At 64.6% G+C, this 19,367-nt stretch carries 20 protein-coding genes and 15 pseudogenes; 25 read left to right on the plus strand and 10 right to left on the minus strand.

Translation table 11 applies throughout. The features are described from left to right. Positions 1-304, minus strand: a 304-nt coding sequence (locus tag CAF53_RS25670) for a TonB-dependent receptor plug domain-containing protein (protein ID WP_157801398.1), incomplete at both ends; no start/stop codon positions are given. Between the two features lie 235 nt (positions 305-539). Here CAF53_RS25670 and CAF53_RS25675 point away from each other — a divergent pair. Continuing rightward, positions 540-980 (plus strand): MarR family winged helix-turn-helix transcriptional regulator, encoded by a 441-nt coding sequence (locus CAF53_RS25675; RefSeq protein WP_100240033.1) that lies wholly within the window; start codon positions 540-542, stop codon positions 978-980. 408 nt (positions 981-1,388) lie between these two features. Beyond that, the gene (locus CAF53_RS27795; RefSeq protein ID WP_242443674.1) at positions 1,389-1,670 is read left to right on the plus strand and encodes a GNAT family N-acetyltransferase; all 282 of its coding nucleotides are present in this window, start codon (positions 1,389-1,391) and stop codon (positions 1,668-1,670) included. Positions 1,671-2,684: 1,014 nt separating this feature from the next. On the opposite strand, the pseudogene CAF53_RS29170 reads toward CAF53_RS27795, so the two are convergent. The 3 pseudogenes from CAF53_RS29170 to CAF53_RS29265 all read right to left on the minus strand — a co-directional run. Continuing rightward, positions 2,685-2,731: pseudogene (locus tag CAF53_RS29170) on the minus strand (hypothetical protein); the annotation flags it as partial. Between the two features lie 68 nt (positions 2,732-2,799). Next, positions 2,800-2,961 (minus strand): annotated as a pseudogene (locus tag CAF53_RS28700) (NAD(P)H-dependent oxidoreductase); the annotation flags it as partial. Position 2,962: 1 nt separating this feature from the next. Beyond that, a pseudogene (locus CAF53_RS29265) lies at positions 2,963-3,438 on the minus strand (NAD(P)H-dependent oxidoreductase); the annotation flags it as partial. Between the two features lie 287 nt (positions 3,439-3,725). Between CAF53_RS29265 and CAF53_RS28710 the strand changes: the two are divergent. Further along, a partial coding sequence (locus tag CAF53_RS28710; protein WP_242443666.1) for a hypothetical protein occupies positions 3,726-3,929 on the plus strand: 204 nt, incomplete at its 3' end. Positions 3,930-4,399: 470 nt separating this feature from the next. Here the strand turns inward: CAF53_RS28710 and CAF53_RS25705 are convergent. Beyond that, on the minus strand, positions 4,400-5,008 hold the full coding sequence (locus tag CAF53_RS25705; protein WP_100240038.1) for a TetR/AcrR family transcriptional regulator: 609 nt from the start codon (positions 5,006-5,008) through the stop codon (positions 4,400-4,402). Between the two features lie 142 nt (positions 5,009-5,150). Between CAF53_RS25705 and CAF53_RS28715 the strand changes: the two are divergent. The 8 genes and pseudogenes from CAF53_RS28715 to CAF53_RS28725 all read left to right on the plus strand — a co-directional run. Then, positions 5,151-5,571: pseudogene (locus CAF53_RS28715) on the plus strand (multidrug transporter); the annotation flags it as partial. A gap of 1 nt (position 5,572) precedes the next feature. Beyond that, a pseudogene (locus tag CAF53_RS25710) lies at positions 5,573-6,545 on the plus strand (efflux transporter outer membrane subunit); the annotation flags it as partial. Between the two features lie 14 nt (positions 6,546-6,559). Further along, entirely contained in the window at positions 6,560-7,723 is a 1,164-nt protein-coding gene (locus CAF53_RS25715) for an HlyD family efflux transporter periplasmic adaptor subunit (protein WP_100240040.1), read from the plus strand. A gap of 19 nt (positions 7,724-7,742) precedes the next feature. Beyond that, on the plus strand, positions 7,743-9,290 hold the full coding sequence (locus CAF53_RS25720; RefSeq protein ID WP_100240041.1) for a DHA2 family efflux MFS transporter permease subunit: 1,548 nt from the start codon (positions 7,743-7,745) through the stop codon (positions 9,288-9,290). A gap of 220 nt (positions 9,291-9,510) precedes the next feature. Beyond that, positions 9,511-9,714, plus strand: a complete 204-nt coding sequence (locus CAF53_RS25725) for a hypothetical protein (protein WP_062060982.1) — start codon at positions 9,511-9,513, stop codon at positions 9,712-9,714. Positions 9,715-9,871: 157 nt separating this feature from the next. Continuing rightward, positions 9,872-10,210 (plus strand): DUF423 domain-containing protein, encoded by a 339-nt coding sequence (locus CAF53_RS25730; protein ID WP_062060979.1) that lies wholly within the window; start codon positions 9,872-9,874, stop codon positions 10,208-10,210. A 359-nt stretch (positions 10,211-10,569) separates the two neighbouring features. Continuing rightward, positions 10,570-11,470: FAD-dependent monooxygenase (locus CAF53_RS28720; protein ID WP_242443667.1), on the plus strand; the 901-nt coding region annotated here is incomplete at its 3' end. A 1-nt stretch (position 11,471) separates the two neighbouring features. Next, positions 11,472-12,078: pseudogene (locus tag CAF53_RS28725) on the plus strand (FAD-dependent monooxygenase); the annotation flags it as partial. Between the two features lie 128 nt (positions 12,079-12,206). Here the strand turns inward: CAF53_RS28725 and CAF53_RS25740 are convergent. From CAF53_RS25740 to CAF53_RS29270, 5 genes are all read right to left on the minus strand, one after another. Then, a complete protein-coding gene (locus tag CAF53_RS25740) occupies positions 12,207-12,503 on the minus strand; it encodes a type II toxin-antitoxin system RelE/ParE family toxin (protein WP_062060973.1) in 297 nt (98 codons plus the stop codon). Further along, complete coding sequence (locus CAF53_RS25745; RefSeq protein WP_082635046.1) at positions 12,503-12,781, minus strand: type II toxin-antitoxin system ParD family antitoxin; 279 nt, start codon at positions 12,779-12,781, stop codon at positions 12,503-12,505. Before CAF53_RS25745 ends, CAF53_RS25740 begins: the two co-directional genes overlap by 1 nt. A gap of 62 nt (positions 12,782-12,843) precedes the next feature. Next, positions 12,844-13,536 carry a hypothetical protein gene (locus tag CAF53_RS25750; protein WP_062060970.1) on the minus strand — a complete coding sequence of 231 codons (693 nt, stop codon included), beginning with the start codon at positions 13,534-13,536 and terminating at the stop codon, positions 12,844-12,846. Between the two features lie 659 nt (positions 13,537-14,195). Further along, positions 14,196-14,795 (minus strand): thermonuclease family protein, encoded by a 600-nt coding sequence (locus CAF53_RS25760; RefSeq protein ID WP_231746346.1) that lies wholly within the window; start codon positions 14,793-14,795, stop codon positions 14,196-14,198. After that, positions 14,792-15,481, minus strand: a complete 690-nt coding sequence (locus tag CAF53_RS29270; RefSeq protein WP_062068238.1) for a toprim domain-containing protein — start codon at positions 15,479-15,481, stop codon at positions 14,792-14,794. The genes CAF53_RS25760 and CAF53_RS29270 overlap by 4 nt, the downstream gene beginning before the upstream one ends. 805 nt (positions 15,482-16,286) lie before the next feature. Between CAF53_RS29270 and CAF53_RS28735 the strand changes: the two genes are divergently transcribed. From CAF53_RS28735 to CAF53_RS28805, 14 genes and pseudogenes are all read left to right on the plus strand, one after another. Then, positions 16,287-16,539, plus strand: a 253-nt coding sequence (locus tag CAF53_RS28735) for a transglycosylase SLT domain-containing protein (RefSeq protein WP_242443676.1), incomplete at its 3' end; no start/stop codon positions are given. 1 nt (position 16,540) lies between these two features. Beyond that, positions 16,541-16,584: pseudogene (locus CAF53_RS28740) on the plus strand (hypothetical protein); the annotation flags it as partial. Positions 16,585-16,610: 26 nt separating this feature from the next. After that, positions 16,611-16,820, plus strand: a pseudogene (locus CAF53_RS28750) (hypothetical protein); the annotation flags it as partial. A gap of 153 nt (positions 16,821-16,973) precedes the next feature. Then, positions 16,974-17,339, plus strand: coding sequence for a TrbC/VirB2 family protein (locus tag CAF53_RS25780; protein WP_231746344.1), 366 nt, complete (start codon positions 16,974-16,976; stop codon positions 17,337-17,339). An 81-nt stretch (positions 17,340-17,420) separates the two neighbouring features. Next, a partial coding sequence (locus tag CAF53_RS28755; protein ID WP_242443677.1) for a VirB3 family type IV secretion system protein occupies positions 17,421-17,529 on the plus strand: 109 nt, incomplete at its 3' end. Between the two features lies 1 nt (position 17,530). After that, positions 17,531-17,577 (plus strand): annotated as a pseudogene (locus CAF53_RS28760) (hypothetical protein); the annotation flags it as partial. A 1-nt stretch (position 17,578) separates the two neighbouring features. After that, positions 17,579-17,676 (plus strand): annotated as a pseudogene (locus CAF53_RS28765) (VirB3 family type IV secretion system protein); the annotation flags it as partial. Between the two features lies 1 nt (position 17,677). After that, positions 17,678-17,744, plus strand: a pseudogene (locus tag CAF53_RS29275) (type VI secretion protein); the annotation flags it as partial. A 52-nt stretch (positions 17,745-17,796) separates the two neighbouring features. Further along, positions 17,797-17,906 (plus strand): hypothetical protein (locus CAF53_RS29280; protein WP_347337877.1); only part of this gene is annotated, 110 nt, incomplete at its 3' end. Between the two features lie 13 nt (positions 17,907-17,919). After that, a pseudogene (locus CAF53_RS28775) lies at positions 17,920-17,985 on the plus strand (hypothetical protein); the annotation flags it as partial. Between the two features lie 42 nt (positions 17,986-18,027). Then, on the plus strand, positions 18,028-18,184 hold a 157-nt coding region (locus CAF53_RS28785; RefSeq protein ID WP_242443679.1), incomplete at both ends, for a hypothetical protein. Between the two features lie 23 nt (positions 18,185-18,207). Next, positions 18,208-18,618: pseudogene (locus CAF53_RS28795) on the plus strand (transporter); the annotation flags it as partial. A 1-nt stretch (position 18,619) separates the two neighbouring features. Next, a pseudogene (locus tag CAF53_RS28800) lies at positions 18,620-19,025 on the plus strand (transporter); the annotation flags it as partial. Position 19,026: 1 nt separating this feature from the next. Further along, positions 19,027-19,367: pseudogene (locus CAF53_RS28805) on the plus strand (transporter); the annotation flags it as partial.

Below are 19,367 nucleotides of genomic sequence, written 5' to 3' on the forward strand. Positions count from 1 at the left end.
CGACAGGCGGCATGAAGCTTTGCTCGAAGCCGCTATTGCCGTTGGTGCGGCTATCGCGCGAGCTTTGCCGTCGACCGTCGACCAGGATCAACGTATAGGCGCCCGGCAGGCCGCGGATGAAAATGTCCTGCTCGTTGGCGGTGCCCGTGACGGACACGCCCTCGATGTTGCGCAATGCATCCGTGAGGTCACGAAACGGCGCAATTTCCAGTTCCTCGCGCGGCACGACGGAAATCGAGGCGGGCGCGCGCAGGATATGCTGTTCAAAGCCGGCGGCGGTTACCACGATCTCGCTCGCTTCGCTNTNCGAGGTGCGGGTCTGGGAACGAGNCTCAGCGCCGGGATGATCCTGGCCAATGGCCGGAGCCGCCATCGACGCCAACGCGATTATCGAGCATGCCTGAAATTTCACCTGTAACCCCCGTTCACCCAGTTTGGAGCAGATCATGCCTCATTCCACTATTGCGAGGCATTATCATCAGCGTTTTGATGGGTTAATCAGTTGACTTTTGTCAACCCTTTGCTGAAGAGATTTTTCGATGGATGATGAGCTGACCCGGCTTTTCCGGGCCATAACGACGGGATTTCACAGCCGGCTCGAACAACTGCCGGCGCACGAACTGCTTCAGCTTCCGCTATTCCAGGCGCGGCTGTTCGGTGCGATCGGCCGAAATCCGGGAGTGACGCAGCAGGCTCTCGCCAAGGGCACGGCACGCGACAAGGCGCAGGTGGCACGTGCGATCGCGGAACTGGAACGCCGTGGTTTCGTGAGCAAGGCGGCGCATGAATCCGACTGGAGGGCCTATGGCCTGTTCCTTACCGAAGAAGGCGGGCGCATCTGGGCCATCGCGGAGCACCAGCGCCGCGATCTGGTCGCGGACACTTTCAAAGGCCTTTCGCAGCAGGAAAAGGGCGCCTTGCGCGACATTTTGGAGAAGATCGTCGTCAGATTGGAGTCTGGAGGCGATACGGGTAGCTGACAGGGGTACGCCCTCTGCCAGGAGGCAGTGGCATAGTGAGCGCGTGAAATGGCGAACATTCACGGTATCGATCCGCAGACCTTATATGCATGGCTGTCAGCCCGGTCGGTCGCGCGCGGGCTGCCTTNGCCGGTCCCCGAACATGNCGGCTTCCGTGTCGATACCAATTCGGACGCCGAAGTCGCGCGTTGGGTGTTTCCCGCTGTGGTGGCNGGTCTTGGAGACCTTGCCCGTTCGATTAGCAAGCCTCGTCACGTCCTGAAGCTCTGCGGCACTTGCGACGAACTGCGAGCATGGCTTCCGATTGGGTGGACGATNCACGCCCCGCGGTACTTCATGCAGGGCGCCGGCAAGCCTCCCTTCAGGCATCTCCCTTGCGGGTATACGATCAAGATCAGCCGGGTCGACATGGTGTTGGAGGCACGCATCTTCTTTGAGACAGGCGCGCTCGCGGCAAGCGGTTACGCGGTAGAAACCGGGGACATCTGTATCTACGATCGGATCGTCACCGAGCCTGACCATCGCCGGAAGGGCCTGGGACACGCACTCATGCGGGCACTGCACGACGCTCGGCGGCACGTCGGCGGCATGGAACTTCTCGTCGCCACGCAAGACGGGCAAGCCCTCTATTCGACGCTGGGATGGGAGACGATCTCGCCATATTCAACGGCCTCGATCGTCGAGCCGTAACGTCGGCGTTTGACGCCAGCCTCACCGGATGATGATCGATGGNACGAGACGGGNCGCATGTCCTTCATCCCGCCCGGTGCAATTGCGTATGCTTACNGTAAGAGACGATCGATTTCTGCGATCTGCGTGGGGTCAAAGCCCGCGTTCAACACNCNCGCGCGCTCGGCCTCTTGCGGTACGCCCNGAGTTAAGCNAACCACANTCGCATAGCGCCGANGGGCTTCCAACNGGGGGTNCGCCAAAGCGAGCTGGGGNCGACGCCCAAAAACCAGGGCGGAAAAGCGNCCCTNTTCTTTCGCTTGTGGCAAAGGATCATGACGGGACAGGGCTATGACNGCCAGTTCGATCCTGGTGAGCGTGTTGCTCCCCGGAAGCAACACCCCCTTTGACAGCGCTTCGTGGCCGACGGAGGTCGGGGCCGATCGGCCCNTTCAATTCGATCGGATGTTCGGCGAGGGACCCTTCCCCGACATCCGCTGCGCATATGGTTTCTCGCAGAGACACGGCAAATCACGAGGATGCGAGCTNGGCTCGGGCAATATCGTGAAGCACAGCGTTTTCGTCCGCCATTTCCTGAAGNCGGGATGCAACGATGTCGCCGATGCTCAGAAGGCCGATGATGCTGACATCGCGGACGATCGGCACGTGACGCATCTTCTGGCGCGTCATGATCGTCATCANATGGTCGATCCGGTCATCGACAGATGCCGACGGCGGATTGCGGACCATGATATGCTGGNCCTCGAACATGGCGAGCCNAGGGCCATGCTTGCGANGGNCGTGGACGATCTCGCGCTCGGACAGGATACCGGCAAGCTTTCCCCCGTCCAGGACAACGACCGCGCCGATATTTTCCCTGNACATAAGCTCCACGACCTGATCGACGGACGTCTCAGGGGTCACGGAGAAAAGAACATCGCTTTTCGATTTCAGAAGTTCGTCAAGGATCATGTCCATCATCCCATGNCAGCGCCGCTCAGCCGAGCGGCAGCGTGTCGATCANTTCTTCAGCGNATCCGATGGCCTTCTCGCGGAAGTCGTCGCTGATGACTGTGCCTTCGNCCCTGATGAAGGTGAGATCGGTGACGCCGAAAANGCCGAAGACCGCGCGGAGATAGGGCTCCTGGTNATCGATGGACGCTAGAGCGGTTTCCGGGCCATAGAAGCCGCCGCGCGTGGAGACGATGAACAGCTTCTTGCCCTCCACGAGCCCAACCGACCCGGTCTCGGTATAACGGAAGGTCTTGCCCGCCACCGCAAGGCGATCGATCCAGGCCTTCAACTGGCTGGGNATCGTAAAATTGTACATCGGAGCGCCCACGACGACGGTGTCTGCGGCCAGGAACTCCTCGAGCACCTCGGAGCTAACCGAAAGGTCTTCCTCCAACGGCGCGCTGTGCTGTCCCGGTTCGGCAAACTGCGCCTGGAGATAGGCGGGAGAAAGATGGTGCAGCGGACTGCGTGCCAGGTCGCGATATACGACCGAGACGTCGAACGCTTCGGTCGCGTAGCGCCGGGTCAGCCGAGCGGTGAGCTGTCGGCTGACGGAGTTTCCCGAAGTAATGCTCGAATCGACGTGCAGGAGGCGCATTGATAATTCCCTTATTGCGGCTTCGATGTGTTCTATTGCCCGCATCTTCGTGCCAGTAGTGCGCGCCTGATCGACACAGCGTTGCCGCAGGAGCGACGCTGTCGCCTCCGTCAAAATCCGACGATATGGGTGATGCTGGTGTTTTGCGGGAGCGCCCGGTGGCGAAATCCCGAGCATGCGAACGAGCCGGCAAGGTGATCGATCAGCGCGCGAACCGAGGGAAGCATGCCGCGGCGGGTCGTGAAAAGCAGTTCGATCTTTTGCTCAACACCTTGCCAGNCGGGAAGCATCTGAACCAGCGTGCCACGCCTGAGTTCGGCCACGCACAACGGCTCGGGCAGAAGCGCGATGCCCAGTCCTGCGATCGCGGCGTCCCGCACAGTTTCCGCGTCGGCGCAGACAAGTTTCGGTGTGTGGTCAAAGGATTCCCGTTTCCCGTCCGGCCCAACCAGAGTCCAGCGCCTATGGTCTGGTCCAATGCCCGCAAGGGTCGCAAACCGGCCAAGATGCGCCACTATAGATGGCGCATCACGAGCAATCAGCGCCGGCGCACCCACGAGGCGCGTCGGCGTCGTGCCGAGCGTCCGAACAACCAGGGACTCCTCCGTTCGCGCCCCGGACCCGATACGCAGCGCAAGATCGATTCCGTCATCGATCAGGTTCAGGGGNCCGTCAGCGATCTGCAGGTCGACCCGGACATCGGGATAGGTCTCCATGAAACGGACCAGAGCCTGCGACGCAAAGGATTTGGCGAGGCCCAGAGGCCATGCGACGCGAATGCCACCCGTCACCTTGCCCAGCGAATGGGCGGCGGCCGTGTAGGCTTGGTCGGCATTGGCGAGGATCGCTTNCGCTGCGGTGATAAACTTCCAGGCCGATGTCGGTGACCCGAAAACTCCTCGTGGACCGCTCAAGCAGCCTGCATGCCAAGGCGCGTTCCAGTGCTGCGACCCGCTTGCTCAGCCTGGTCTTCGCGATCCCGGTTGCGCGTTCGGCCGGAGCAAACCCGCCATGGCGGACGACATGGGCGAACAGAACGTAGTCGTCGAGTTTCGGCATGACCTAGGCGCACGCGCCGATTTTGAGCGGCACGCGGCAATCGACGCCGGAAAGTGAAAAGGTAGCCAAGGACATCGCGCTACTGCTCGCCTCCCGCGCATCGATAGGCCCGCAGGAAGGCTTCCACGGCAGCGGCCACCGCCTCTTCGGCCACGAACCAGGGCTGAGCTCCATATAAGAGCGGTTCTATGAACCCGGTCTCGAGCAGGCCTTTGAGGTGCGCCGCCGCGACGCGCGGGTCCGCCGGGCGCAGCACGCCCGTTTCCTGTAGGCGTGCGATATACTGGCTCATGGCGTCCCATCCGCCCTCGGCGCCCAGTTGGTAGAGGATGGCGCCCAGCCTGGAGTTTCCCCCTTCGGCAATGGCCGCGCGCAACATCGAGATCGTGTCGGGCGCTGTGAGCATCGCCAGAAGGGCGTTGCCGAAAGTGCGCAGCGCCAGTCCGACATCGGGCTCGGAGACATCGAGCAATGCGATGGTTTTCTCCGCCTGCTCTTCCATGGTCGCCATCATGACGGTGGCGAACAGCTCCTCCTTCGATTTGAAATAGCCGTAGAGCGTGCCCTTCGATCCACCGATCCGCGCGGAAATCATCGCCATGCTCGCATTGGCATAGCCGGTTTCGCGAAAGACTTCGGTCGCGACATCCAGGATCGCGTTGCGACGCGCGTCCGTCCTTACTCTCATCTGCCCTCTCTTTCTCGTACAGACTTGTACGGTTTNGGATTGACACGTGCAAGAGGGTGCACATAAATGACCGTCCTGTATGGTTTAGGGGCGAAACATGGTTCCATCGCATATCGGTGCACGGCACGGGATGACCGCGGGGATGGTCGCCCTTGCGACGGTTCTTGCGCTGAGCGGTTGCGCCACCCTGCCGCAGCCGCGCGACTTGCCACCGATCGCGTCGGTGGAAAACCTCGCCAGTTCCGCCAGCTTTTCAGCGCCTGAAGTCTCCTGGCCTTCGGACCGCTGGTGGGAGGGCTTCGGCGATCCCCAACTGAACACGCTGATTGCCGAGGGTCTGGTGGGTGCGACCGACCTGCGCGTCGCCGAAGCCCGGTTCGCTCGCGCCGAGGCGCTGGTTAGCGAGACGCGCAGCCGCTTGCTGCCGTCGCTAGGCGCGAATGCAGAAGCCGGCGCCACCAAGCAGAGCTACAATTATCTGATACCGGAAGCGTTTTCGCCCAAAGGTTGGCCCGACTACGGGCAGGCTACGCTCCGCCTCGATTGGGAGCTGGACTTCTGGGNACGGAATCGGGCGGCGCTTGCAGCGGCGCGATCCGACGCCAGGGCTGCCGGCGCGGAGGCTGCGGCTACCCGGCTCGCGGTGTCGGCCGGGGTCGCCAGCGCCTATGCCGATCTTGCCGCGCTCTATGCCGAGCACGATGCTGCCGAACACGCGCTCGAAGTGCGCCGCCGCACATTGGACCTGATGCAGGGTCGAAAGGTCGAGGGGCTGGAACATGATGGCGCGGTGGAGCGCGCCCGATCCGCGCTGGCGGCCGCCCAGGGCGATCTGGCCGCGCTGGACGAAGCGCTCACGCTCAACCGGAACCGGATCGCGGTGCTGATCGGGGCCGGTCCCGACCGGGGGCTGGTTATCGCGCGCCCGGCCGCAATGGTTTCCGGTAGCTTCGGCCTGCCGGTCAGCTTGCCTGCCGAACTGATCGGACGGCGTCCCGACATCATCGCGGCGCGGCTGCGGAGCGAAGCCGCCGCGAGCCGTATCAAGGAAGCACGCGCGGCCTTCTATCCCAACGTCAATCTGGCCGGCCTGATCGGCCTGCAAGCCCTCGGCATCGACAACGTGTTCAAATCGGGGTCCGAGTTCGGGACCGCCGGCCCGGCGCTCAGCTTGCCGATCTTCGATGGCGGGCGTTTGCGCAGCCGGCATCGTGCGGCAGAAACCGATTATCAGGCCGCCGTCGCCCAATATGACGGCGCGCTTGTCCAGGCGCTGCGCGAAGTGGCCGACGCCGCGGCCAGCCAGCGTGCGCTCGGCGAGCGGCTCGACCGGGCGGCCCAAGCCGAACGTGCGGCAGCGGCGGCGTGGACGGTGGCCAACAATCGCTATCGCGGCGGCCTTGCCACCTTCCTGGACGTGCTGGTCGCCGAAGACGCGCTCATCACGAGCCGGCGCACGCTCGCCTCCCTGAAAACCCGTGCTTTCGTCCTCGATGTCGCCCTCATCCGCGCGCTCGGCGGCGGCTACCGTTCTTGAAGGAAATCCGAGCCATGTCCGAGCCGACCCTCACCATCGACCATAACGCCCTCGCCGCCGGACCGGACAGTGCCGCGGATGACGCGGCACGCAAGGGCAAGCGCAAGCGGTTGTTCATCGGCCTTGCCGCCACCGTCGCCGTTCTGGGAGGCGGATATTATGCCTATGATGCGCTGATCGCGTCGCGCCACGTCGAAACCGACAACGCCTATGTCGGGGCGAATGTCGCACAGGTGACGCCGCTGATCGGCGGGCCGGTGCGCGACGTGCTGGTGGACGATGCCTTGCCCGTGAAGCGCGGGGACATACTGGTCAGGCTCGACGATACCGATGCGAAGCTTTCCCTGGCGCGGGCGGAGGCCGAACTGGCGCTGACCGAACGGCGTGTGCGCGGCCTTGCCGCCAACGACACCGGCCTCGGCGCGCAGATCGCGGCGCGCGCCGCTGACGAAACGCGCGCTGAAGCACAGCTTGCGGCCGCGAGGGCGGATCTCGACCGAGCGCGGATCGACCTGAGGCGGCGCGAGGCGCTAGCTGCCTCCGGCTCGGTCTCGGGCGAGGAACTCACTATCGCGCGCAACGCCCACAGCACCGCGCTCGCCAATCTCAAGGTCGCCGAGGCGGCCCGCGCCTCGGCAACCGCAAATCGCACCTCCGCAATCGGCAGCCGCGATGCGAACCGGGCGCTGATCGAGAACACCACCAACGCCACCAATCCCGAGGTGCTGGCCGCCCGCGCCGCCCGCGATCAGGCGCGTGTCGATCTGGATCGCACCGTCCTGCGTGCGCCGGTCGATGGGATCATCTCGCGCCGCCAGGTACAGGTCGGCCAGCGGGTGCAGCCCGGCGCCATGTTGATGATCGTGGTGCCGATCCACGCGACCTATGTGGACGCCAATTTCAAGGAAGGGCAGCTCCGGAAGGTCAAGCCCGGCCAGCGGGTCAAACTGACCTCCGATCTTTACGGCGGCAGCGTCCAATATGACGGCACGGTCGTCGGCTTCTCGGGCGGCACGGGCTCGGCGTTCGCGGTGGTGCCTGCGCAGAACGCGACGGGAAACTGGATCAAGGTTGTCCAGCGCCTGCCCGTGCGAATCAGGCTCGATCCCAAGCAGTTGCAGACGCATCCGCTGCGGGTGGGCCTGTCGATGACGGCCGACATCGACGTTTCCAACTGATCGGGCGGAGTTTCCTGCCATGGCCGACGCCGTGACCCGCAATAAAAGCTCTGTCGCCGGGCCATTGACCGGGACGAAACTGATCCTCGCCGCGATCCTGATCGGTATGGGCAATTTCCTGGTCGTGCTCGATACGACCATCGCCAATGTCTCGATCCCCCACATCGCCGGTTCGCTCGGCGTGTCGGTGACGCAGGCGACCTGGGTGATCACATCCTATGCGGTGGCCGAGGCGATCACCGTGCCGCTCAGCGGTTGGCTCGCGCGTCGCTTCGGTGGGCAGCGCGTCTTCATCAGCGCCTATTTGGCCTTCGCGGTGCTGTCGCTCCTTTGCGGCCTGTCGGGCACGCTCGGAATGTTGATCGCGGGGCGCGTGCTGCTCGGGCTCGCCGGCGGCATGATCATTCCCCTGTCGCAGACGCTGCTGCTGCGCATTTTTCCGCCCGAGAAAGCCGCCGTGGCCACGATCATCTGGGCGATGACGACCACCGTCGCCCCGATTGCCGGGCCTATCCTCGGCGGCACTTTGTCCGACAATGTTGGCTGGGAGTGGATCTTCTTCATCAACGTGCCGATCGCGGCCGCCGGGGGCTTGGGTTTGCTGTACCTGTTTCGCGGGCAGATCGAGACAGTCATCAAGGGCCACATCGATATGGTCGGCCTCGCCTTGCTGGTCATCTGGGTCGGCGCACTGCAGATCATGCTCGATGAGGGGCGCAATCACGACTGGTTCGCGGCAACGGAGATTCAGATCCTAGCCGTCATCGCTGCGATCGGCTTCGCCGCCTTCCTGATATGGGAACTCACCGAGAAGCACCCGATCATCAACCTGCGCATATTCAGGCATCGCGGTTTTGTCGCAAGCGCCATGACCTATCCGGTCGCATTCGGCGCCTTCTTCGCCACGGTCGTGCTCATACCCCTCTGGCTCCAGCAGAATATGGGCTACACCGCCACATGGGCGGGTTATGCGATTGCGTTCATTGGCATCTTCGCCGTCCTGACATCGCCCATCATCGGCAAGGCGGCCGAAAAGATCGACCCCCGCCTGATCGTTTCCATCGGCCTCATGGGGCTGGGTCTCATCTCCGTCTACCGCATGGGCTTCACGCCCGACATGACCTTTCTCCAGATGGCATGGCCGATGCTCATGACCGGGCCCTTCCTGATGATGTTCTTCATTCCCATGACGGGGATTTGCATGGCCAGCGTGGACCGGGAGGAGCAGGCGGACGCGGCCGGCATCTCCAATTTCATGCGGACTCTCGGAGGCGCGTTCGCCGCATCGCTTGTCCAGACAGGATGGACAAGCGCGGCGCGGCAGAACCAGACCGAGCTGGTCGGCGCCATGACGCAGGGCCAGGCCACGATCGATGGGATGATGGCGGATGGCATGTCGCACGAAAGGGCGACCGCCATGCTGTCCGGAATGGTCGAGGGCCAGAGTGTGATGCTGGCGACGCTCAACATGTTCGCGGCGATTGCCATGTGCTTCGCATTGGGCGCTGTCCTGATCTGGTTTGCTCCCAAACCCAAGGGACCAATCGACATGAGCGGGGGGCATTGATGCGCGAAATCCGCGTCTTCACCACGCGACGACCAGAATGCCTTGGTGGGATCATGAGCGAAAGGAGAGGACTGCCCATGATCCTGCCGCCTGTCTGCCGGCCATCATCCCCGCCCCCGATGCGGCCTCGCATGCCCCAGCTTGGCCGCGGCCGGCAGACAGGCCCCCTTTGCCGCTCGACGGGCATTCCGATCCGGTCCCCACTTGCTGCGGAGACTCTATGACCGATCCTCATGCCGACCATCTGAGCTACTATGAAACGCGGGCGCATCAGGAGCGCGCAGCAGCCGAGACCGCGGCGACGCCCGAGATCGCCTCGCGCCATCGCTTCCTTGCGGTCGAGTACGAAGCCGAGGTGCGACGAATCCTCAAGGGAAGAGAGGCGCTTCGACGGCAAGAGGATGCCGGGCGGAGCCCGCTGTGAGGAGATCCTGCCTGCAGGCGGTTGGTCGCATTGTTGGCCAGCCTTGGTTGTTCAACGACGGACAAGGTGTCGCAGCGGAAATGCGCGCCGTGACGCTGGCCGCTCGCTGCCGATTCAGCGTGCGGAAACGCGGAGAAAGCGTGGAAGGATGTGCGCAATGATCGGACTAATTGCCGCCCTGTCGGCGACCCTTGCGGTAGCGGCGGGCGCATTTGGCGCTCACGGTGCATCCGGTCCGCAGGAGGCCGAATGGCTGCGAACAGGTGGAATCTATCAGTTGATCCACGCAGTTGCCGCTCTGGCAATCATGGGACGAGCCCCGCGTGCCGCCGCGACCCTGCTCGGAGGCGGGTGCCTGTTTGCAGCCTCCCTCTATCTCATGGCCATCGGCGGACCCCGCTGGCTCGGCGCGGTGACGCCGGTTGGAGGCACGGTGCTGATCATAGGGTGGCTATGGGCAGCGTGGGTGCTCGCACGCAATCCCCTGAACAAATGAGTGCGAATAGCGGGCGCAATCAGCGCTGTGATCTTCTGCCGTGGCGTACATGATCTACCTAATGCGGATCGCGTCCCTCCGCTCGGGGAACATCGTCGACGACCTTCGACCGTTTCCACTGATAAACGGCAATGCCTTTGCCAATGCAGCTAGCACGACAGCGCCTCAAGACGCTGACCAGCACTGTCAATGTCCCCGCGGACATGGCTGCCGAAGTGTAACTGACGATCCCCGTCAAATTCTAAGCGGTGAGCGCTTTGGCAACGCTCACCGGCGCGAAAGATCGCCGACAGGTGTGCCACATGGCACACCCTACGCGGTAGGCAGCGCGCGCAATCGTCCGCCCACAGGAGTTAGACGTGGAAGAGCGAGCTGAAATCGACGTCCTGATTTGTGGAGCCCACGCCGCCGGATTGACGCTGGCGATCGATCTAGCGCGGCGCGGGCTGTCGTTCCGCATCATCGACCAGTTGGATTGTCCGTTCGGCGGCTCGCGCGGCAAAGGCATTCAGCCGCGCACGCAGGAAGTGTTCGAGGATCTCGGCATCATCGACCGGATCGTGGCGGCGGGCGGACTCTATCCTCCGATGCGCAACTACCGCGCCGATGGCAGCTACGCGGAAACGACGGTGTTCGAGGCGCGGCCTGCATCGGCCGACACGCCCTATCTGCTGGCGCTGATGATCCCGCAATTCCTGACCGAAGGGGTGATGCGCGAGCGGCTTGCCGAGCTGGGCCATGAAGTGACGTTCGGCACCGCGCTTGCGGGTTTCGAGCAGGACGACGCCAGCGTCATCGCGCGCCTCAAGCGCGGCGATGACGAAGAGCTGATCCACGCGCGCTACCTGATCGGCGCCGATGGCGGGCGCAGCTTCGTGCGCGGTGCGATCGGCATCGGCTTTCCCGGCAAGACACTGGGGGTGCGCGCGGTCGTCGCCGACGTGCGCTTGAGCGGTCTGACACGCGATGCCTGGCACCAGTTCAACGACGGCGACATGGAACGGCTCGTGGCGATCTGCCCGCTTGCCGGCACCGATCTGTTTCAGGTGCAAGCGCCGATCCCGTTGGAAGGCGAACCGGATCTCTCGGCCGAAGGGCTAGAACAGATGATCGCCGAGCGGACGGGGCGGCGCGATATCGAGCTGCGCTCGGTATCCTGGGCATCGGCCTGTGCGATGAACGCGCGTCTCGCCGATCGCTACCGCGCGGGCCGGATCTTCCTCGTCGGCGACGCCGCGCATATCCATCCGCCGACCGGGGNACAAGGGCTCAACACCAGCATTCAGGACGCCTATAATCTGGGCTGGAAGCTCGCCGCGGTCCTCGCCGGCGCGCCTGACGCGCTGCTCGATACCTATGAAGAGGAACGGCGTGCGGTCGCGGCCGACGTGCTGGGCCTGTCGACCCGCCTACTCGAAGGGCACCACCAGCAGGGCGGCGGCCTACGCGGACGCGACACGCACCAGCTCGATATCGGCTATGCGGGATCGGCGCTGTCGCACGATGCCGGTGCCCGAACGACAGGGCCGCTGGCGGGCGACCGGATGCCCGACGCGGCGTTGATCGGGGCGGCGGGACAGCCGCGCCGCCTGTTCGACGTGCTGACCGGGCCGCACTGGACGCTGCTCGTTTCCGAACCCGGCTATAGCCCCGCCGCGCCGCCGCGCGAAGGCGTGCGCGTGGTGACGATTGGCGACGGCGCGGAATTGCGCGATCCATCGGACCAGCTCGGTCTGGCCAGCGGCGGCGCGGTCCTCGTGCGGCCTGACGGCTATGTCGGCGCGACCTTCGATGTCGCTTGCCCCGACCGGATCGGGGACTATCTCGCGCGGGTTCTGCCGCCCGCGAACGTCTCGGGAAGTCATTAGCTCGCGGATGTGACGGGGCGGATAAACAGGATCGCGCCGCCCTGATCGCCGCATGCGCTGATGATGCCTTCAACCGCCATGTCATCGATATCGATTGTCACCGGCGCGCTCCCTCACATATGGCCGGGTCAGGCCAGCCCTAGCGCGCGATCATAATCCTGGCCGGGACCGATGATGCGATGGACGAAGATCCGATCGGGCTGCACCGAATAGAGGATGCCATAGCCTTTATAGGACCGGCGGCGGATGCCGTGATGCTCGTAACGCGGCACCAGCGGGAAGGCCCGTGGCATCCCGCCGATACGGGCGGCCGCTTCGCGCACCTCCGCGATGAAGGTCACGGATCGCGCGGGATTATCCTCGGCGATCCGCGTCCTGATCCCCTCCAGGTCGCGAACGGCTCGCGACGACAGCCGCACCAGCATCAGTGCTGCTTGCGATCGGCGGTATCGCGGAGGTTGGCAATGATCGCATCGCAGGCTTCATCGAGATCGTGCCCGCCACCGGCCTCCATCTCCTTCAGGCCCTCTTCGATCGAGGCATCAAGCTCCTTCAGCCAGCGTTCCTCGTCGACGACTTCGCTTTGATCGCGCCGGATCAGGTCGCGCACATAGTCGCTGACGCTGGCATAGTGGCCGCTGTCGATGCGCGACTGCACATAGTCGCGCATGGGATCGGGAAGAGAGACATTCATCGACGCCATAAAATCACCTCGCCAAATATAATGGCAAAAACTGCCATCGGTTTCAAGGCAGGCGCCGCACGCTATGCCTCGCCGACCTCATCCGGCCAGGTGAAAGTGACTTCCAGATCGCGGCCGAAGTGTATCGCCTCCGTCACGCGCTGCGAATTCTGGATGACACGATCCCAGAGCGCGCCGTGCTGGAGGCTGGGCGTCGGGATCATGAAATAGCCCATCAGCACGACCGACGCGGCATCGATCTGCTGGGTGCCGGTGACGATGAGAAACATCGGCATCGCGAAGCCGAGCGCCGTTTCAGTGTCGGCGACCTCGATCAGCGTGCCTTGGGGCATGCGTGGCGCGAAGACGACCGCCGGGAGGGGGTGACGCAGGCAAAGCCGGCCAAGACGCTCCACGGGGCTCTTGTAGGCGCATGTCGGCACGATCGCGAGGGGCGCGCAGTCGATGGCGGCGGCGCTGGGCGAGCGGCCCGTGTCGCGGTCCTCCAGATAGATGCTGCCCTGGATGTTTTCCTCGTCGCGCGCATAGGCATGGGCTTCGGCGGCGACCGCGTTCAGCACCGCGCGCGCCTCGGCCTCGGTGAGCGAGGGGACCGGGAACGCCTGCCACAGATCCTCGGCATAGTCCTGCTCCAGCAGGATCGCGCCCTCGCTCTCCAGCACGAGCCGGTTGGCTTCCGGCACGCCGATTGTCTCGGCCGTGCGCCAGAACATTTCCGCGGCGAGATTGTGGATCATGGATGGGTCGAAAGTCATGGGACGGGCTCGCCTGAAGGACGGAAAGGACGCGGAAAGGATGATGGGGCGCGCGGCTCGCGGGGTGCAACGGGTTTCGGACCGCTCACAGCCATTGGCCCTGCAGGACGCCGGCGAACTCGATTCCTAGCGTGACGGCGCCGGCGACCAGCGCGGCGATGAGGAACAGCGCGAGCCGTGCGGCGATGCCGTAGCGCGGCCCGCTGTCGCGGGTGACGGCGATGGCGGTGCCGATCGCGGCGGCGAGGATCAGCCCCGGCCCCAGCTCGTAGAGGATGAGGCCGGGAAGCCGATTGGGCAGCAGATAGGGAAAATTGCGGATGAGGCGGCCGATCGGCACCGCGCCGATCACGAGCGCGAGCGCCATGCCCCAGCGGCCGACGCGGATCGCTTGGGNAGAGCCGCGCTCGATCATATGCGTGCCGGACCCGGCACGCCGCGCCCGCCCGCACGGGCGGTCATCTGTGGCCTAGCCTGATCGTCACCCGGATGGGCGGAAACCCGTGCGCGGGGTTCCGTGGAGCGCCGCCAGAGCGGCGCGCCGTAGAGCGCGGGCCGAAGGCAGGCCCGGACCCCTTGTGGCCTTTCTGGGTGCCTTCCTGGCGCTTCTGACGCCGTTTCCGGCCCTATCTTGGCTATCCCGGTTACACCTTGCCCGATCATCGCGCGATGGTGCCTGTGCTGCATCCCTTGGGCACCTGTGCCCTGCGCACCGCCAACTGGCGCATCGCTTCATAGTCGACGCCCCATAGTCCCGCCCGCTTCGCCGCTGCCTGCTGCATCAGCGCGACATAGGCTCCCCCTGAGAACACCCGGTAATCGACGGCATAGCCCTGAGCCACCAGCGTTGCCCCGACACTGGCCCGGTTCGCGGGAAAGCGGCACGCCAGATTGAGACGGCCCGAACTTTTCGCATCGGTGCGGCACTGGTTCTCCCGGCGCAGCGCATAGTCGAACATCGACACCGAACAGTCCAACCCGCCATCGCGGTTCGTCAGATCGCGCAAGGCCTGGCTCGCCATCGCCTTGAGCTGCGGCACATCGTCATCGGGCGCATCGATCCCGATAATCCGCACCCTTGCTGTGGGAAAATCGATCGTATCGCCGTCAATGATCGCCGGAGACGATGATGCCAGCCGGGTCCGCGAGGCTTCGACCAGCGATTCCCTATTTTGCGAAATCGCATAGAGCGCGACGACGACGAAGCTGATCCCCATCGTCCACCGCTGGAACGCCGTCGCGCCGGGAAACAGCTTCATAGCGACCGGATCTCGCGCAACAGGTCGTTCCAGTCGCCGGCATGGGGCGGCGGCTTGACCGCGAGCTGGCGGCCATTGGCCGTCAGGTGCGGGGTAGCGCGCGCGATCGCGCGCGCCGCCTCGCGCCCATGCTGGCTGTAGATAACGACGGTATGGACGCTCTCGGGGATCGTGATCGCCTGATAGCGCTCGATCCCCAGCACCGGCCAGACGAAGCGGCCCGGGCCGAGCATGTTCATGACGCTGGCGGCGTCCTCGACGCCTTCGGCGAGGCGCAGGATGCCGTCGAGCGGGATGCCGCCCCAGCGCACCGCGCCCGCGCCGGGATTGCCGAGCATCCGCTTGGGCTCCTCGACCGCCGCCTTGTCGCGGCCATCGGGGGTGAGGAAGGTGCGGTGGATGGCGACGACGCCGGCGTCTTCCTCGATCGGCACGATCAGCGCCGGGGCGAACGCCTTGGCGGCGCCGGCGCCGAGCTGGCAGCGCGGATCGAACCGCGCGTTGATGCCATCGGGGATGATGAGCCGCGTCTCGCGCAGATAGCGGTCGGCGAGCGTGCCGGTGAAGGGTTCGGCGTGCCGCCACACGGCGAGGGCGAGCTTGTTCAAGTCCCCCTTCCCCTCCTGGCGCTGGCCGGGATCGTGATCGGGGCTTGCGAGGATCTTGCCCGAGCGCAGCGCCGCCATGATCGCATCGGCGGTGCAGCCCGCGAAGCAATGGAAGAGGACCGCGCGCTCGCCGACGCGGATCGACAGGCTGGCCTTGCCGTCGGCATGCGCGGNACAGCGGCACATCGCGAAGTCGCCGGTCCATTTGCCGCCGAGCTGACGGACCACGCGGTCCGCGTCCGCCTCGATCGACGCCCTTTCTTGTCGCGCCATATCTGGATACCTCCTTTGAAGGACGCATAGGCTAGTGCGCGGCAAGAAAGAGCACCAGCGAAAAGCTATGAAATCACTTATGCAGGGNCGGCATGGAATTAGAGCTTATCTTGGAACGCGAACTGACCTCGATGCGGCCCCTGGGGGGCACGATTACCGACGTCCATGTTCACCAGCATGATACGGGCAAGTGGCTCATCAATGTTCGCGTGAGCTGGCGTGGCACGTCGATGTATCATGTCGGCCTCTACGACAAAAAGCGTATCCGATTGTATAAAAAGGCAGCTTCCGCGATCCGCCATATCATATTGGGATATGGCTATGACGGCGTGATCCATGTCCACCCTTATCCCGGTTCGAGGGACGAAGCGGCATTTTAGTGGGGCAGGACGAAACCTCCAATATGAACCTTTGTCGGATTCTGGGTAGGCAAACAACCTGGAGCAATTTAGCCTGATTTCACCNAGTGGAGTGAAAACATGGCAAATCGCTTGTTTGCATCCCGCGCGGCAACCGTTTCCTTTGCACGCGCGAGCGCCCCGGCACAGCCGGGCCGGCGCGGCGCTGCACGGGCACTGGAAGCGCAATGACACTCCCCGCCGCGGTCATCATGGGGCTCGCGGCGCAATGCGCGCCGGATGTCGCGCCCGCCACGATCGCGGCGATCGTCCAGACCGAAAGCCAGGGCTTCGAATGGGCTATCAACGTCAACGGCCTCGGCCGCAAGATCGTGCCGACGAGCCTTGAAAACGCGATCGAGACCGCGCGCCATTATGTGGGCCAGGGCTATTCGGTCGATCTGGGCCTCGGCCAGATCAATTCGCGCAACATGAAGCGACTCGGCCTCTCTTGGGAAACTGTGTNCGACCCATGCACGAACATCGCGGCTGCCGGCGGGGTGCTGTCGGNCAACTATCATAGCGTGCGCGCGGGNCTGCATCCCCAGCGCGCGCTGCGCATCGCGCTCTCCATGTATAACACCGGCTCGCGCTCGCGCGGCTTTGCCAATGGCTATGTCGGCAAGGTCGTGGGCAATGCCGGCGTCGCCAACGGCATCCGCCCCGTCGCGATCCGCGCCGCGATGCCGCTGGCCCCGATCTCCGCGCAAGCCAGCGCCAGCCCCATAATCAGCCCAAATGCAGACNGAAGGTTCGAGCGCGTCCGCGCAGCTCGCCGCGCTCGTCGAGGAAAACACGTCCGCGAACGCGCAGCCCGCGCCTTCACCACCGCCGCCCGCGTGGNACGTGTTCGCGCGGGCGCAATACGAGCGCGTGCGGCTCGCAGAAGGAGAACAGCGATGAACCTCGTCATGCTCGGTGGGCCGGCGCTCGCCCTCCGATCGAAAATCATGGCCCGCCTGGGCGCGCTGACGCCGCGCCGGCGCAAGGCGGCCGACCTCGCCGCGATGTTCGGCCTGGTGGCGCTGACATCCTTGCTGTCGGCCGAGCCGGCGTTCGCGCAGACCAATCTGGAGAGCTTCGGCCAGTCGGTGCTGGATCTGCTCAGCAACGGCCTGCTGCGCATCGTCGCCATTCTCGCGATCATCGCGGCGGGGTTCGGGTGGTTGACGGGCCGGGTCAACACCGGTGCGCTCGTCACCGTCATCATCGGCATCGCGCTCATCTTCTCGGCGCCGTGGATCGTGGACCAGCTCCAGGGCTGATCGTTATGGGGNCGGAGCGCGAACAGCGCCCCGTCCTCACCTGTTTTGGNAGTGCGTGGCGTGGAGGAAGAGCATGAAGTCATGGTGCGCAATCCGCTGTTTCTGGCGGTGACGCGGCCTGCGCTGTTCGCCGGCATCCCGATCGAGGCGGCCGTGGTTGTTCTGCTCGCCTCGGTCATCACCCTGATCGNCACCGCCAATCCGCTCTACGGCGCAGTGCTGGGCGCGGTGATGTTCGNCATCTCGCGCCTCGTCGTGCGCCATGACGTCAACGCTTTCCGGCTCCTGTTCCTGTGGGGCCGCACCAAACAAGCCAATCCCAATCGGGCCTTCTGGGNCGGGTCCAGCTACACGCCGCTCCCGCTGAAGGGCATCAAGCGCCGGGGGTTCGGGCGCAATGGCTAGATCCAGTCAGCTCGCCGATCAGGTGCCGCTCAAGGTCGCGCTCAAGGAAGTGATGCCGACGCGCTTCCTGCCTTATGCGCGGCATGTCACCGACGACATGGTGATGCTCGATTCCSGSSCGATCATGGTCGCGTTCGAGCTGCAGGGCCTCGCGTTCGAGACNGCCGACGTGCGNGATCTCAACGACTGGCACGCCAAATTGAACGGCACGCTGCGCAACCTGCACGACGATCGCCTGTCGNTCTGGACGCATCTGGTGCGCGCGCGGNTCGANCAATATCCNGGCGGCAATTTCCGCTCGCGCTTCGCGCGCGATCTCGACGCCGCCTATTTTGCGCGGATGAACAAGGAGCGGATGTTCATCAACCGCTTCTTCGTGACGTTGGTGCTGCGCCCTTCGGTCCACGGCGCGGACATGCTGGTCCAGCTCTTCAAGAACANGGCCAGGGCGGNCGCGGAGGCNGATGCGGTCGATGCCGATCTTCTGGAGGCGCTGGAGGACAAGGCGCGCGATTTCGCGAAGCTGATGGCGCGCTGCGCGCCGCGCCGGCTGTCGATCTACGGCCATAACGGCATCAAATTTTCCGAGACGATGGAAGTCGCCGAAATGGTGATGACGGGCCGGCACCGCCGCGTCCCCGTCATTCGCGGTCATCTCGGCAGCGCCCTCTACCGCCAGCGCGTCGTCTTCGGCGGCGAGACCGTCGAAGTGCGCGACGCCGATCGCAGCGCCTTTGGCGGCATCTTCGGTATCCGCGAATATCCAGCCTACACGACGCCGCGCCAGTTCCAGTCGCTCCTGGCGGTCGATTTCGGCTTCGTGCTGACGCAATCCTTTACCTTCCTCGGGCGCGCCGCCGCCTCCGAACGGTTCNGCCTGCGTCAGAAACAAATGGAGAACGCGGAGGATCGGGCGGTCAGCCAGATGCTCGATCTCTCCCATGCCGCCGACAAGCTCATGTCGAACGACTTCGTGCTGGGCGATCATCATTTCACGCTCGCGGTCTATTCCGACAGCTTGAAGGGCCTGCGCGACAATATGTCGATCGCGCGTGCTGCGCTGGCCGATACAGGCATGGTCGCGGCACGCGAGGGCGCGGCGCTGGAGGCGGCCTATTGGAGCCAGCTCGTCGGCAATTTCTCGTGGCGGGCGAGGCCGGCGCCGATCACGTCGCTCAACTTCGCGGCCTTCTCGCCCTTCCACACCTATCCGGCGGGCCTGCCCACCGGCAACCATTGGGGCGATGCGATCGCGCTGATGAAGACCAGCGCGCGCAGCCCNTATTTCTTCAGCTTCCACAAGGCCGATCTCGGCCACACGCTCGTCCTTGGGCCTTCGGGCGGCGGCAAGACGGTCATCGTCAATTTCCTGATGGCGCAGGCCGAGAAGACCGGCGCGCGCCAGATCTTCATCGACAAGGATCGCGGGGCGCAGATTTTCGTGCTGGCCTCGGGCGGCACCTATCTGACACTCGAGAACGGCAAGCCGACCGGCTTCGCGCCCCTGAAGGCGCTCGCGAACACGCCGGAGGATCGCGCCTGGCTGTCGCTGTGGGTGCGCCAGCTCGTCCATGCCGAGAACCGCCCGATCACGGTGCAGGAAGAGCGCATGATCGATGAGGG

It is taken from the genome of Sphingobium sp. LB126, from assembly GCF_002795205.1.
Classification (GTDB): Bacteria; Pseudomonadota; Alphaproteobacteria; order Sphingomonadales; family Sphingomonadaceae; genus Sphingobium; species Sphingobium chungbukense.